Raw genomic sequence first — 13229 nt, 5'->3', positions numbered from 1 at the left:
GCAAGGCGCCATGACCATCCGGATACCGCGTTTCGGCTGGAACCTGCTGGCCATCGTCAGTGTCGGTCTCGGTATGCTCGGGCTGCTGTTGCCCTTGCTGCCCACCACGCCCTTCCTGCTGATGGCGGCCTGGGCGGCATCCAAGGGATCGACGCGACTGTCGGACTGGCTGTGGCAGCATCCACGACTCGGGCCCGTACTGCACGCGTGGCAACGAGAGCGCGCCGTACCGCGGCGCAGCAAGTACCTGGCGGTGCTCCTGCTGCTCTCGAGCTGGTGGCTGTTATGGTTGTCGAGCGTGCCCACCTGGGGGCTGGTCAGCCTGGCGCTGCTGTTCGCCGGTATCGCCGCCTTCGTGTTGACGCGACCCGATGCCACACCGTTTCCCTACACTGCGACTTCGTGGGTCGATGATAGAATGTCACGCTTTTGAACCATGCCCCTTGATGAGCATCAAGGGAGTGCCGAGCCGGAAATCCTATGCGCCTGACCCGTTTCACCGACTATTCGCTACGCGTGCTGATCTACCTCGCCGTCAAGGGCGAGGAACGCTCGACCATCACCGAGATCGCCGAAACCTTCGAGGTCTCGCGCAACCACTTGATGAAGGTCGTGCAGGAGCTCAGCCACAAGGGTTACATCACCGCCATCCGCGGCAAGAACGGCGGCCTACTGCTCAATCGCGCACCCGAAGACATTTCGCTCGGCACCCTGGTCCGCGACATGGAACACGAGCTGACGTTGGTCGAGTGCTTCGGCGACCACAACGACTGCATCATCACCCCCGCTTGCCAGCTCAAGCCGATCCTCGGCGAAGCATTGACGGCCTTTCTGGCGGTACTCGACCGCTATACCCTGGCGGACATGCTGGGCCGGCGCCAACCGCAGTTGGCCAAGCTGATGCAGATCCCTACCGCCGAGATGTGAAAAATGCCAAGCGATCGACTTGGTTTAGAATGGAAGCCAGTTCCGAGCCGGGGCCGGTGCGCCCATCGACTGTTCTTCCCCGTGACTAGCCACGACTAGGAGAAAGAGAATGAAACTGCTGTCTACTGCACTCTTTGCCGGCGCTGCCGCCCTCGCCTTCACCACCTCCGCCCAGGCCGAAGCGGACGGCGAGGCGGTCTACAACCAGGCCTGCATGGCATGCCACATGACCGGGGCCGCCGGTGCGCCGATCAAGGGCGATGCCGACGCCTGGGCGCCGCGCATCGAGAAAGGCATGGAGACCCTCTACGATCACTCGCTCAACGGCTTCAACGCCATGCCGGCCAAGGGCGGCAACGCCAGCCTGAGCGACGAGGAAGTGAAAGCTGCCGTGGACTACATGGTGGCAGAGTCGCAGTAAGGATTGACACGCCTCGCTTGGCAGACGCCCCGTCCGGTAGCTTCCGGCGGGGCGTCTGTCGTCAAGGCGCGTCATGCCGCGATGGGTCAGGCGATCACCTGCCGCGCTGAATGTGCGAACGGGCGAGCTCGTTGATGGTCGCCACGTCGACCTCCTCGAAAGCCAGCTGGCGTCCGCCGTGCTCCTCCATGAACGCCTCGGCGTCGGCCGTGCTGGCGAAGGCGGCCAGGGTCGGTCCCATGGCGCCCTTCAGCGGCTGCTCGGTCACGTAGACGGCCGTATCGGCAACGATGTAGGCCTCGTCGGAGGGAGCATCCCAGGCGGTCTCGCCCATGTCGTGCACATAGGCCTGACGCAGCTGCGGTGGCGAGTCCGGCTGCAGCAGCCACACGAACAGATCCGAGGTGGAGCAGAACTTGAGCAACCGGCCGTCGCGCAGGCAGGCCTGCGCCTTGGGGCCGGGAAACCCGGCGATGAACATGCCGCACACGGCGCACTCGTCGCCGTCACCGATGGGTTCGGGCGCACAGGCGACATCGGCTTCCTCTTCACCGCCACAGCCCGTCAGAGCGGCCAGCGATACACCGCCGACCACGAAGATGAAGCGACGCCGCGTCAAGCGGGTTGCGTCAGCCGAATTCGGATCGCGCATGACGTTCACGCCTCCCGCCGACGGAAGATCCACAATGCCGCCCCCAGCGGTGCCGCGACCCACAGGCTCAGGGCACCGAGCAGCAGCGCCGGATGAAAGGCGGCATCGGCACCGAGGGAGGCGAGCCCCGCCTGGGTACGCGCCGCTTCGAAGAAGGTGAGATTGAGGATGCGGAAGATGTCGGCAGGGTTGAGCAGCAACAGCACGTGAAACAGCCCCTGGCTCACCTCGCCGCCGGTACCCACCAGCAGAGCCAGCAGAAGCAGATCGAAGACCAGCACGAAGGCGAACCACACCACCAGCGCGATGCCGGCGGCCCGCGACTTCTCCGACACGCTGACGCTGATCAGGTAAGCAAAGCCGATGAAGGCCCAGCCCAGCAGGGTGGCGGAAAGGATGAACAGTGCCAGAGCCGCAAGCAGCTGACCGAGGTCGTCGTGATTGCCGAAGGCGGCGATCACCAGCCCCGCCACCCCGAAGCCGACCAGCGTGGAAACCCCGAGAATCGCCGCATGGCCGAGGAACTTGCCGGCCAGGATCTCCACCCGGCTGATCGGATAGGTGAGCAGCAGCAGCAGCGTGCCCTGCTCGTCCTCGCCGACGATGCTGTCGTAGGCCAGCAGCAGCGCAATCAGCGGTATCAGAAAGACCGCCAGGCTCGACAGACTGACGATGGTGGTGGCCACGCCGGTGAAGCCCACCTGGCCGGACGCCGCGGCGCCGAAATAGGCCAGGCCGATGGCCAGCAGACCGAACACCAGGGTGATGGCCAGCACCCAGCGGTTGCGCAGGCCGTCGCGAAACTCCTTGCCGGCCACGGTGACGAGATGGTTCATGCGTTGGCCTCCTCGCGGCGGGGGGACGACGATTCGCTGGCCCGCATTCCCGGTGCCGCCGCCTGTGGATGCAGGGTGGCATCGAAGTGGGCGTAGAGCGACTCCAGCGTCGGCGGCTCGAGGTCGACATCCTCGACGGCGCCGTCGGTCATCAGCGCACGCAGCACCTCGATCTTGGCACTGCCCGGCACGGCCAGAGTGACGCGCGCTCCCGCCGCACCGGTCACCGATACGCCGACGGAGCCAAGCCGCCGCTCGAGATCTTCGGCTCCGCGCGACGTACGCAACCGCACGACCAGAGGCAGGTCGGCGGCCTCGCGAAGCTCGTCGATGGTGCCGGAAGCAAGCAGCCGCCCCTGGCCGAGGATCGCGGCGCGGTCGATGTGGCGTTCCACTCCCGGCAGCACGTGAGAGCACAGCACCACGCTCACTCCCTTTCCGCGCAGCTCGTCGACCAACGCGTAGAAATCGCGGGAAGCCATGGGGTCGAGACCGACGGTAGGTTCGTCGAGCAGCAGCAGACGCGGCTCGCCGAGCAGCGCCTGAGCCAGACCCAGGCGCTGGCGCATGCCCTTGGAGTAGGTCTTCACCCGGCGGTGCATGGCATGGGTCAGGCCCACGCGTTCCAGCAGGGCATCGACGCGGCGCAGGTCGTCGACGCGCTTGAGGCGGGCGAAATAGCGCAGCACTTCGACGCCACTGAGCTGCTCGTAGAACTGCACGTTCTCGGGCAGGTAACCCAGGCGCTGGCGCAGAACGTTGGCCTCGGCGCCGCTGGGGTCGTGGCCGAACACTCGAAGGCGGCCCATGCTGGGACGTATCAGGCCGAGTATCAGTTTCATCGAGGTGGACTTGCCAGCGCCGTTGTGGCCCATCAGCCCCAGCACCTCCCCCTCGTTCAAGGTCAGGCTGACCTCGTCGAGGGCGGTGAGGGTGCCGAAACGCTTGCTGACGGCGGCCATCTCGATCACGGGTTGAGTCATTGCAGGATCTCCGCCATCCGGTCCGGAAGGCTCATCAGGGGGTGGCTATCCTTGACGCCCGGCGGGCGCAGCACGGGGAACTCGCGTTGCACCCAGCGCAGCACCTGCACCGCCGGGCTGTTCATCAGGACCTTGGCCATGGGATAGGTCCAGACCAGACGGTCCACCGAGTCGTTGGGTTCGTAGGGCACGTCGCCGATGCCGTCGCCGCTGAGATCCCAGCCCAGGTAGTCGCTCCAGTAGTTGCCACGCCCCTCGTGAGACCACTCCTGCTGGCGCACCGCCACGTACTTCACCTGGGTCCGGTTGGCGACGAAGGCATTGCCGTGGAATTCGTTGTCCTCGGAACCGGCGGTCAGATGAATGCCGATCTCGGTGTGGGCGAAGAGGTTGTCGCGAATCTCGTTGAACAGCGAATTGTAGACGAACAGTGCCTTGCCTTCGGCGCCGCTGATGGCGTGACCATCGCCAGCCTCCGTACCGGGAGTGACGCCGCGCTGCGCCTCGATGGAGACGTTCTCGGCGATCACCGAGTCGACGATGTAGTTCATCAGGAAGCCGTAGTTCTGATCGCGTATGGAGCGATTGCCCACCACCTCGAGGTTGCGCGACTGCATCAGCGCATAGCCCAGGCGGTTGTTGCGGGTCACGTTGTCGCGCACCACGTTGTCCTGGGAGAACATGTAGTGCACGCCGTAGCGCTGATCGCGCAGCCGATTGCCGATCAATCGATTGCCGTTGCTGACGTCGATGTAGATGCCGTCGCGGGCCTGCCACACTTCGTTGCCAATGATCTCGGCACCGGTGACGTTATAGAGCTGCAGGCCGTTGCCACGATCCTGGGAGCGCAACGAAGTATCGCCGCTGATGCGGTTGGCTTCGACGCGCACGTCGGCCACGCCATCCAGCCAGATGCCGAAACCGCGGGCTTCGATGCGGTTGTTCTCGATCACCGCCCCCGCAGCGGACTTGGCCACGAAGATGCCGCTGTCCATGTCGGTGATGTTGGCGCCGTCATTGCGAATGTGCAGCCCGCTGACGTGCGCGCCGGGGGCCTCGACGGTGAGCACGCTGCCGCGACCCTGACCGTCGAGAATGGCCCCGTCGTCACCGCTCAAGGTGATCGGTTCGTCGATCACGAAGTTGCCGGAATAGACCCCGGCTGACAGGCGAACGCGGTCGCCCGACTCGGCGGTATCGAGCACCGCCTGCAGCGGTCGCTCGTCCGGCGAAGCCACGAGCTCCGCCGCCTGAACGCCGGCCGAGCCCAGAAATAGGAAAACGCTCAATAACCAGATCGGTCGCATGGGGATCTCGGCAGAAGAAAAATCGAGGGGCCGGCCGTGGGCCGGCCCCAGCCGGCATTATGCCGGTTCGACGAGCATGCGGCCCGTCATTTCCATGTGCAGCGCATGGCAGAACCAGTTGCAGTAGTACCAGTGCACCCCTGGCTTGTCGGCGGTGAAGGTGATGGAGGCAGTCTGCTGCGGACTGATCTCCATGCTCACCCCATGACCCACCATGCAGAAGCCGTGAGTCAGGTCCTCGACCTTGTCCATGTTGGTGATGGTCACCGTGACCTCGTCGCCCTGCTTGACGGTGAACTCGGTCACACCGAAGTTGGGTGCCACCGAGGTCATGTAGACGCGCACCTTGTTGCCGTCGCGGATCACCTGGTTGTCGGTCTCCAGGTTGATGCCATCCTCCTTGGCCATGGCCACGGTTTCGGCGAAGAACGGGTCGTCGCGTTCCCAGATCTGCTTGGTGGAGATCTGGTCACGACGAATGATCACCGCATCGTGGGGCTCGGCGAAGGTGGGCGTATCGTGGATCACCTTCATCTCGTCACCGGAGATGTCGATCATCTGATCGTTCTCGGGGTGCAGCGGCCCTACCGGAAGGTAGCGATCCTTGGAGAACTTGTTCAGCGAGAACAGGTACTTGCCATCGGCATCCTTGGATTCGGAGAGGGTCGCATGGTTGTGCCCGGGCTGATAGTGAACGTCGAGCTTCTGGATGATGTAGTCCACGTCCTCGCCGTTGTAGTTGCGCACCGCGGCATCCATGTTCCACTTCACGATCTGGCTGTCGATGAACACCGTGGTATAGGCATTGCCGCGACCATCGTAGGTGGTGTGCAGCGGACCCAGACCGATCTCCGGCTCGGCGGCGACCACGTCACGCTCATCGGACAGGTTGCCGGCGAACAGGTCGTCGAGCTTGGCGATCTCGATCATGGTGACGGTGGGCGAGAGCTTGCCGGCAGCGATGAAGTACTTGCCGTCGGTGGAGGTGTTGAGACCGTGCGGGTTCTTGGGCACCGGCACGTAGCGGGTGACGTTGAGATCGGCGCTCTTGCGACCGTCCACGACCGGCACGTCGGAATCGCCGATGGTGGTGAAGTTGCCGTCGGCCACCGCCTTTTCGATGTTCTCGATATTGAACACCACCACCCAGTCGCGATCGGCACGCATCTTGCCGGCTAGATCCACCGCACCCTCGGAGTTGTAGCAGGTGGCGGCGGCATACTTGCCAGTGTAGTCGGCATCCATGTTGTCCAGGTTGCCATCGACGATCACCTGCCACTTCACTTCCATGGTGTCGGCGTCGATGGCGTTCCACATGGTGTAGTACTTGGACGGGTCGTTGAGATCGCGACCGTCGTTGGGCTGCGGAATCATGTACTCCGCATTGCAGAACACATAGTTGGTGCGCGGTACCTTCTGCAGACGCAGACCGTGGATCGCCTGCACGTTGGGCAGGGTGACCACCTTGTCGGTCTTGAACACGTCCAGGCGCACGCGCGCCACGCGGGTGTTGGCCTTGTCGTTGATGAACAGATAGCGGCCGTCGTGGCTACCGTCGGTGTAGCTGATGTGGGGGTGGTGGGCATCGCCGTTGGTGAAGCGATGGCTGTCGCCCAGGACGCGCTTGGACTCGTTGGTCATGCCCCAGCCGGAGGCCGAGCAGTGGTTGAAGACCGGAATCCGCATGATCTCGCGCATGGAAGGAACGCCGTAGACGCGCACCTCGCCGCTGTGGCCGCCGCTCCAGAAGCCGTAGTACTCGTCGAGCTCGCCCGGCGCTACGTGAATGTCAGGGCCGTTACCGTTGCTGGCTGCCTGGGCCGGCTGACTGCGGGTCAGTGCGCCGACCCCGGCTACGCCGGTCGCCCCGGCTACACCGGCGGCACCGACCATGGCGCTGCCGGCGAGAAAGCGACGACGTCCCTGGTTGACCGTGGCGCCCGGCACCTCGGTCGGCTTGTCGTCGTGATGCTGATCACTCATGGCACTACCTCCGTTTCATTATGTCGAGAGAAGTTCTCGATACCGACTCTGCGATCGGCGTTTTTCGGCGAGGCGCTCGTTGTCGTGGCGTCCCGCCCTCGCTGCGCCTTCAGGCCCACGCCTTCAGGTCTCGTTCCCCGACAGCTGCGTCGCGGGAATGCGCTGCTCGTCCGCTGCCTTGCTGCTCAACCGCGCCGTCTTCTCGCGCTTCTTGCGCTGCACCACCATCGGCGGGCACTTGCGGTCGTCGTAATACGTCACCTGGCAGTCCAGGCAGTAGTGGCACTCGTTGGGATTGATCCGCCCATCGGGGTGGATCGCCCCGATTTCGCACTCGTGGGCACAGATCTGACACGGCTTGCCGCACTCCTTGTGGCGGCGCAGCCAGTCGAACAGCCGAATGCGCGCGGGAATCGCCAGCCCAGCGCCCAGCGGGCACACGTAGCGGCAGTAGAACTTGTGGTTGAAGGCGCTGATCGCCAGCAGCAGCCCGGCATACAGCACGAAGCCCCATTCGCGCTGGAACTTGAGCAGCACCGCCGTCTTGAACGGCTCCACCTCGGCATAGCGCTCGGCCTGGCCCAGCGACTGCAGGGAGACCGCGAACAGCGCCAGCAGGATGATGTACTTCAGCGCCCACAGCCGTTCGTGCAGCATGAAGGGCACCGAGAACTGAGGCACCTTGAGCTTGCGCGCCACGGCGCTGATCAGCTCCTGCATGGCGCCGAACGGGCACAGCCAGCCGCAGAACACGCCACGCCCCCACAGCAGCAGGGTCACCGCCACGAAGCTCCACAGGATGAACATCATCGGGTCCATCAGGAAGGTGGACCACTGGAAGTCGGTGAACAGGGCGTTGGTGAAGGTCAGGATGTTGACCACCGACAGCTGTGCCAGGGCGTACCAGCCGATGAACACCACGGTGTAGACCAGAAAGCCGTAGCGCAGCACGTGCAGCAGACGCGGGCGGCGCACCAGCCAATCCTGGAACAGCAGAATCGCGGTGAGCACGCCGAGGCCGGCACCCAGCACCGTGATGTGCAGCACGCGGTCTTCCCACACGCTCACCCACAGCGGGGCGTTCTCCTCGTCGGCCATGGCATCGGCGGCCGGCTCGGGAAACTCGAGAAAGCGCTCAGGGACCTGCACCTCGGAGGAGAAGCTGGCGAACTCGGTATCCAGCGCACCGACCTGGCGGCGTACCAGCAACTCCAGCTCCCAGGGCTTGCCGGGATCGAAGCGCGAGTCCTCGCGCAGGATGAAGATGTCACGCTCGGGCAGCTCGGGTGCCCCCTCGGCTTCGATGCCCCACAGGCGGCGCATGTCGCTGTCGTGGAACTGGTCGGCACGCCCTTCATGGTGAATCAGGATGCGGTCGTAGATGCCGCCGCGCACGAAGCCGGAACCCTTGAAGGAGTAACGGCCGTCGGCCATGATCGCCAGGGCGTGTTCGTCTTCGCCCAGCGCTTCCATCAGATCGTCGTACTGGCGGTCGCCGAGCAGGTTGCGCCCGATGGTCGGCACGTTGAGGTAGGCGAAGTAGAGGTCGATGAAGGTCTCGTCCTCGGCTCCCTCGGGGACGGGATCGACGTCTTCGGCCTCCGTGCCCTCGAAGGCCTCGTCGACCTCGCCGCGGGTCAGGTGCAGGTTGCCGATGACGCCCTGCTCGCGCAGCTCGCTCCAGCTCGCCTCTTCGAAAAGGTCGTGCCGTACCCGGGCGTGCTCGGTGACGCCACCACCGCTGAGAATGCCGACATGGCGCGCCACGCGCCGTGCCGAACGCATGATCCCTTCGCCCATCACCACCACCGTGACGGTGGCTCCGGACACCGCATCGACGCTCTCATAGCCTTCGCGCTCGCGCCGCGACAGGCCCACGCGGACCTTCTGCTGCACCGTCTTGTCACGATACTGGGCGACGAAGTCGTCGAGCACCGATTCCGGAATGCCCACCAGCATGATCGGCTCGGAGTGCTCCAGCACCTGCACGCCGGTGATGCGCCCCTCGAGATCGAGGCCCACGCGCATGTTGACGGGTTTGCCCGAATAAGCGGGAATCGGCGCGATGTCGTTGGTCTCGAAGACGTAACCCACCGGCTCGCCGTCGCGCAGCACGGTCACCGCCTCCACGTCCTCGACGGACTCGCCCACGGCGTCCGCCTCCGGGAAGACCTCGGGCAGCCAGTCTTCCGCCATGGCAGCCGGTGACATCCAGATCGCCACCAGCAAGAACAGCCCCCACAGCGCGGTATACAACGCCCTCATTCACTCGTCTCCATGCGCTCGTCTGTCGCCTGGAAGTCACTCGGCCATCTAAGAGAAACCGTCTAGAAGTCGTGACAGCAGCGGCAAAAGAAGTATTTTTGAAGCATGAACAACGTTAGCATACGAGGCAGCAGAAACCCTGACCTGCATCAACCCCGACTTGCCATCCCGCGTTTTCCCGGCACCCCTGCATGACCAGAGCGTTCGCTGAGGACAAAGCGTCACGGCTCGCTTCTCGTCGGCATGACGTGGTGCTAGGCTCAGGTCATCCCCATGCGCTTGTGGCAAGGAGCCGCCATGACCCCGGAAGATCCCCGTCCCGTTCCCCATTCGCTGATCACGCAACAGCGCCACTTGGTGACGGAATTCGCCTTCTGCCTGGGCGAGATACCCACCACCATCCGCATTCGTGTCTACCGACAGTTGGCCAATCAGCGTTATAGCGCCGAGCAGAGCCACTACATACAGACGCCATTGCAAAAAGAGCCGGCCTTCGAGAGCGGTGATGAGCATGCCAATCTGGATGCCTGCCTGACGGCCATCGCCGATATCATGGTGGAGCACTATCAGCAGGCCGAAAGGGCCGGCCACGCCCCTTCCGAAGACTGGCTGCTGCCCAGCCGCGACTTCGACTGAGCGCCGGCAGATGGAAGCGCAAGGCTGACATTGGTCAAGGCATGTCGGCGGGCTCCCGCGTTAAGCTGGCGCCAACGGCGAACAGCGACGAGACGACCATGCATCCACTCAGGACGCTCACCATGGCCTGTGCCGCGGTTTACATCGGCATCGGCATGCCGGCCATGGCCGAGAACGACGCCAGTCGCAACGAGACAGCGACCGCGCCACAGGCGACCGCCATGCCAGACGGCGACGCCGGACGCGGGGCCACCATGGCCCACCTGTGCGAAAACTGCCACGGCCCGGACGGCCATAGCCTCACCTCCCGCTACCCGGCCATTGCCGGCCTGCCCGAATCACGCATCATCGAGCGCCTGACGGCGTTTCGCGCCGGCGAGAGCAGCCACCTGATGGAGAGCATGACCCGCGGCCTCAGCGACCAGGACATTGCCGATCTCGCCGCTCACTTCTCACGGCTCGAGTGACTCCAACGCCTCCCGCATGGCGTCGCCGAGCGGGCACCCGGCTGCTACCATGCCTCTTTCACTACTGCCTTCGCCTGCCTCGGGAAGTCCTGACATGTCGCGTCGCCCAATCGCCGCTTTCGCTTATCTATCGCTCGCCGGCCTGCTGAGCGGCACGCCGGCCCTGGCCACCACGTTCAATGCCGAAGCTCTGAAGCGCCACGAGAACTGGCAATCGGCCGTGCTGAGCCTGGGCGAGGAGCGCCACTTCCGTGCCCTGGAAGCCGACAGCTACAGCGACACCGTCCTCAGTCTCAATCACACTGCCGGCGTGTGCGACCTGCCCTGGCTGGAAGTGCGCGTCGATCTCGACGAGCGCCAGGCGAAAGACCGGGCGGTCAACCTGGTGCCCGCCGACTTTCGCGTCGATCAAGACACCATCCACAACGGCATGGCCGAGTTCATCACCGAGCGCGGCGACAGCGGCTTCTACGCCCAGTTCTATCTACCGCGGCAGGCGCTATTGATCGAGGAGATGCGCCAGGGCGAAACCCTGCGACTGCGTTTCACTCTGGAGGAAGACGAACGCTGGTTCCTGACCTTCACCCTGAACGGCGCAGACGCCGCCATCGACCGGGCCGAGAGTCTCTGTCTGGCAGCCGACGACCCGCCGTGACGCCGCTCAGCGCTCCACGAAGGCACGCTCGATCACATAGTCGGCCGGCTCGCCCTGACGTGGCGAGATGGTGAAGCCCAGCTCATCGAGCAGGTTACTGGTCGAATCGAGCATCGAGGGGCTGCCGCAGATCATGGCGCGATCCCGTTGCGGATCGAGCGCCGGCAGTCCCGTGTCCTCGGCCAGCTTGCCGCTGCGGATATGGTCGGTGAGTCGTCCCTGGGTGTGGAACGCCTCCCGAGTCACGGTAGGATAATAGATGAGCTTGTCGCGGATCTCATCGCCCAGGTATTCGTGGGCCGGTAGCTCCCGGGTGATGAAGTCAGAATAAGCGAGTTCGCTGACCCGACGCACGCCGTGCACGAGCACCACCTTCGCGAAACGCTCATAGGTTTCGGGGTCCTGTATCACGCTCATGAAGGGCGCCAACCCGGTCCCCGTCGCCAGCAAATAGAGATGACGCCCCGGCAGCAGGTCGTCGATCACCAGGGTCCCGGTGGGCTTGCGGCTGACCATGATGGAATCCCCCACCCGAAGATGCTGCAACCGCGAAGTGAGCGGGCCATCCGGCACCTTGATGCTCAAGAACTCCAGGTGATCTTCGTAGTTGGGGCTGGCAATGGAGTAAGCCCGCATCAGCGGCTTGCCGTTCACCTCGAGACCGATCATCACGAACTGGCCGTTCTTGAAGCGCAGGCTGCGCTCGCGCGTGGTACGGAAACTGAACAGCGTGTCGTTCCAGTGGTGAACGCTCAGCACCTCTTCCAGGGCGAATTTGCTCATGCCAACTCCTTGATGCGCCTTCGGTCCAACAGGTTTCACACCCTATTCCGATCCGCCCCTCGTCATACGAGTCGGCTACAGAAGAAGGGTGCCGGATTGCACAACCGGCAATCGTTCGGCCCAGAGTAGCGAGCCGGGGAGTGCATGGCATGATATGCATCAAGAGACATGGCACTGAGCCCGTTACTGCGACATGATGTCTCGCCTGCCGCGCTGCCCGCCGAGCCGGCAGTGCCAGGACGATCGGCGCTCCACAGGACGCCGGTTCGAGCGACGATGACCCGGTATCAGAGGCCGATCTTGTCGCGCAGCGCTGGCGGCAGCGACAGCTCGGTCTCGGCGGGCAGCGCCTCGAGCTCCTTGGCATACCAGGTGCGGCCGTTCTCCACGCGGCTGAACATCTGGAAAGCGACCTTGTCGCCGACCGAGAAGTCCGGGGTCGGCTCGCCGTCCGGCAGGGCAAGGTGCATGCGCATGGCCATCATCACCTCGGGGACCGCCTCGTGGGCGATGGTGACGCGGTGCTCAGCCTCGTCGTAGCCGAGGAAGATCCCACGCGCCGCATGCCCCTCTTGCGTCGCTGCCATGTCGCTGGCCTGCGCCCCCAGGCTCAGCCAGGCCAGTGCCAGGCCGACCAGCAGCCCGCTACGTTTCATCATCGTCTCCTCCCTCATCGCGTCGAGCCGGACTCGACGCCTGCACATAGCAAAGCCGCCCCGTCAGGGCGGCCGTGCCGAACTGCCAGCGCGTCGGCTCAGTCGAAGCGCTGAGTGTCGAGATACTCCACAGACAGGTAGTCGTCGAAGGTCCATAGACGCACGAAGCGGCCGCGCTGCGAGGTTTCGTCGCCGCTGCCGCCCCACACCATCAGGCTCTGCGGCGGCTGCGGCATCCCCTCCTGAAGCTGCTCGAACCACCACTCGGCCATCTCTTCCTCCCAGGGATCGCCATGGTTCGATTCGAGCCGTGCGATGACCTTCTCGCGCTCCGCGACATCGGGATGGAAGGTGACCACCAGCGCCAGCTCATCGCCACCCGCCGGAAAAACGTAGCGCAGATCGGTCTCGGGCGCCTCGTCGGCCTGGAGTTCGCCATCGATGATCCGGTCGCCATCCTCGGTCTCCTCGACGGAGAGATTGGCCACGGCGTCATCGTTGCCCAGTGCCGACATGACCTCCTGGTAGGACATGCCGAACTCGACGCTGCGATAGCCGGTCGGCCCCTCAGCCGCCAGCGCCCCGGAGAAGGCCAGAGCGGCCAGACAGCCGCCAAGCCAGCCCGAAGCTCGGACGAATCGTTGCATTCTCGTTCCTC

At 64.5% G+C, this 13229-nt stretch carries 15 protein-coding genes; 6 read left to right on the top strand and 9 right to left on the bottom strand.

What is annotated here, in order from left to right:
* The first annotated feature begins 10 nt into the window (after positions 1–10).
* The 3 genes from BLP96_RS02955 (at position 11) to BLP96_RS02945 (ending at position 1348) form a co-directional block, all read left to right on the top strand.
* Positions 11–433 carry a DUF454 family protein gene (locus tag BLP96_RS02955; protein ID WP_089682924.1) on the top strand — a complete coding sequence of 141 codons (423 nt, stop codon included), beginning with the start codon at positions 11–13 and terminating at the stop codon, positions 431–433.
* A gap of 47 nt (positions 434–480) precedes the next feature.
* Positions 481–927, top strand: a complete 447-nt coding sequence (locus tag BLP96_RS02950; RefSeq protein ID WP_089682922.1) for an Rrf2 family transcriptional regulator — start codon at positions 481–483, stop codon at positions 925–927.
* A gap of 109 nt (positions 928–1036) precedes the next feature.
* Positions 1037–1348, top strand: coding sequence for a c-type cytochrome (locus BLP96_RS02945; RefSeq protein WP_089682920.1), 312 nt, complete (start codon positions 1037–1039; stop codon positions 1346–1348).
* A gap of 94 nt (positions 1349–1442) precedes the next feature.
* Here BLP96_RS02945 and BLP96_RS02940 read toward each other — a convergent pair whose 3' ends face one another.
* The 6 genes from BLP96_RS02940 to nosR all read right to left on the bottom strand — a co-directional run bounded on the left by BLP96_RS02940 (position 1443) and on the right by nosR (position 9374).
* A complete protein-coding gene (locus BLP96_RS02940) occupies positions 1443–2000 on the bottom strand; it encodes a nitrous oxide reductase accessory protein NosL (RefSeq protein WP_089682918.1) in 558 nt (185 codons plus the stop codon).
* A gap of 5 nt (positions 2001–2005) precedes the next feature.
* Positions 2006–2836, bottom strand: coding sequence for an ABC transporter permease (locus BLP96_RS02935; RefSeq protein ID WP_089682916.1), 831 nt, complete (start codon positions 2834–2836; stop codon positions 2006–2008).
* Positions 2833–3819 (bottom strand): ABC transporter ATP-binding protein, encoded by a 987-nt coding sequence (locus BLP96_RS02930; protein ID WP_089682914.1) that lies wholly within the window; start codon positions 3817–3819, stop codon positions 2833–2835. The genes BLP96_RS02935 and BLP96_RS02930 overlap by 4 nt, the downstream gene beginning before the upstream one ends.
* The gene (locus tag BLP96_RS02925) at positions 3816–5126 is read right to left on the bottom strand and encodes a nitrous oxide reductase family maturation protein NosD (protein WP_089682911.1); all 1311 of its coding nucleotides are present in this window, start codon (positions 5124–5126) and stop codon (positions 3816–3818) included. Before BLP96_RS02925 ends, BLP96_RS02930 begins: the two co-directional genes overlap by 4 nt.
* A gap of 57 nt (positions 5127–5183) precedes the next feature.
* Positions 5184–7109 carry a TAT-dependent nitrous-oxide reductase gene (nosZ, locus tag BLP96_RS02920; protein WP_089682909.1) on the bottom strand — a complete coding sequence of 642 codons (1926 nt, stop codon included), beginning with the start codon at positions 7107–7109 and terminating at the stop codon, positions 5184–5186.
* A 123-nt stretch (positions 7110–7232) separates the two neighbouring features.
* Positions 7233–9374 carry a transcriptional regulator NosR gene (nosR, locus tag BLP96_RS02915; protein ID WP_089682907.1) on the bottom strand — a complete coding sequence of 714 codons (2142 nt, stop codon included), beginning with the start codon at positions 9372–9374 and terminating at the stop codon, positions 7233–7235.
* 297 nt (positions 9375–9671) lie between these two features.
* Between nosR and BLP96_RS02910 the strand changes: the two genes are divergently transcribed.
* From BLP96_RS02910 to BLP96_RS02900, 3 genes are all read left to right on the top strand, one after another.
* Complete coding sequence (locus BLP96_RS02910) at positions 9672–10010, top strand: hypothetical protein (protein WP_089682905.1); 339 nt, start codon at positions 9672–9674, stop codon at positions 10008–10010.
* A 98-nt stretch (positions 10011–10108) separates the two neighbouring features.
* On the top strand, positions 10109–10477 hold the full coding sequence (locus BLP96_RS02905) for a c-type cytochrome (RefSeq protein WP_089682903.1): 369 nt from the start codon (positions 10109–10111) through the stop codon (positions 10475–10477).
* Positions 10478–10571: 94 nt separating this feature from the next.
* Positions 10572–11132, top strand: coding sequence for a hypothetical protein (locus BLP96_RS02900; RefSeq protein ID WP_089682901.1), 561 nt, complete (start codon positions 10572–10574; stop codon positions 11130–11132).
* Between the two features lie 6 nt (positions 11133–11138).
* Here the strand turns inward: BLP96_RS02900 and BLP96_RS02895 are convergent, their stop codons facing one another.
* The 3 genes from BLP96_RS02895 to BLP96_RS02885 all read right to left on the bottom strand — a co-directional run bounded on the left by BLP96_RS02895 (position 11139) and on the right by BLP96_RS02885 (position 13218).
* Positions 11139–11915, bottom strand: coding sequence for a ferredoxin--NADP reductase (locus BLP96_RS02895; protein ID WP_089682899.1), 777 nt, complete (start codon positions 11913–11915; stop codon positions 11139–11141).
* A gap of 287 nt (positions 11916–12202) precedes the next feature.
* The gene (locus BLP96_RS02890; RefSeq protein WP_176761436.1) at positions 12203–12574 is read right to left on the bottom strand and encodes a copper-binding protein; all 372 of its coding nucleotides are present in this window, start codon (positions 12572–12574) and stop codon (positions 12203–12205) included.
* 95 nt (positions 12575–12669) lie between these two features.
* Positions 12670–13218 carry a hypothetical protein gene (locus BLP96_RS02885; RefSeq protein ID WP_089682896.1) on the bottom strand — a complete coding sequence of 183 codons (549 nt, stop codon included), beginning with the start codon at positions 13216–13218 and terminating at the stop codon, positions 12670–12672.
* Positions 13219–13229 lie beyond the last annotated feature (11 nt).

The sequence above is a fragment of the Billgrantia gudaonensis genome (assembly GCF_900100195.1).
Classification (GTDB): Bacteria; Pseudomonadota; Gammaproteobacteria; order Pseudomonadales; family Halomonadaceae; genus Halomonas; species Halomonas gudaonensis.
This window is presented reverse-complemented; position numbering and strand designations above follow the sequence as displayed.

Bases quoted from the DNA above. Each gene is read 5' to 3' on its own strand.
- BLP96_RS02955 (WP_089682924.1), top strand. From the start codon at position 11: ATGACCATCCGGATACCGCGTTTCGGCTGGAACCTGCTGGCCATCGTC.
- BLP96_RS02950 (WP_089682922.1), top strand. From the start codon at position 481: ATGCGCCTGACCCGTTTCACCGACTATTCGCTACGCGTGCTGATCTAC.
- BLP96_RS02945 (WP_089682920.1), top strand. From the start codon at position 1,037: ATGAAACTGCTGTCTACTGCACTCTTTGCCGGCGCTGCCGCCCTCGCC.
- BLP96_RS02940 (WP_089682918.1), bottom strand. From the start codon at position 2,000: ATGCGCGATCCGAATTCGGCTGACGCAACCCGCTTGACGCGGCGTCGC.
- BLP96_RS02935 (WP_089682916.1), bottom strand. From the start codon at position 2,836: ATGAACCATCTCGTCACCGTGGCCGGCAAGGAGTTTCGCGACGGCCTG.
- BLP96_RS02930 (WP_089682914.1), bottom strand. From the start codon at position 3,819: ATGACTCAACCCGTGATCGAGATGGCCGCCGTCAGCAAGCGTTTCGGC.
- BLP96_RS02925 (WP_089682911.1), bottom strand. From the start codon at position 5,126: ATGCGACCGATCTGGTTATTGAGCGTTTTCCTATTTCTGGGCTCGGCC.
- nosZ (WP_089682909.1), bottom strand. From the start codon at position 7,109: ATGAGTGATCAGCATCACGACGACAAGCCGACCGAGGTGCCGGGCGCC.
- nosR (WP_089682907.1), bottom strand. From the start codon at position 9,374: ATGAGGGCGTTGTATACCGCGCTGTGGGGGCTGTTCTTGCTGGTGGCG.
- BLP96_RS02910 (WP_089682905.1), top strand. From the start codon at position 9,672: ATGACCCCGGAAGATCCCCGTCCCGTTCCCCATTCGCTGATCACGCAA.
- BLP96_RS02905 (WP_089682903.1), top strand. From the start codon at position 10,109: ATGCATCCACTCAGGACGCTCACCATGGCCTGTGCCGCGGTTTACATC.
- BLP96_RS02900 (WP_089682901.1), top strand. From the start codon at position 10,572: ATGTCGCGTCGCCCAATCGCCGCTTTCGCTTATCTATCGCTCGCCGGC.
- BLP96_RS02895 (WP_089682899.1), bottom strand. From the start codon at position 11,915: ATGAGCAAATTCGCCCTGGAAGAGGTGCTGAGCGTTCACCACTGGAAC.
- BLP96_RS02890 (WP_176761436.1), bottom strand. From the start codon at position 12,574: ATGATGAAACGTAGCGGGCTGCTGGTCGGCCTGGCACTGGCCTGGCTG.
- BLP96_RS02885 (WP_089682896.1), bottom strand. From the start codon at position 13,218: ATGCAACGATTCGTCCGAGCTTCGGGCTGGCTTGGCGGCTGTCTGGCC.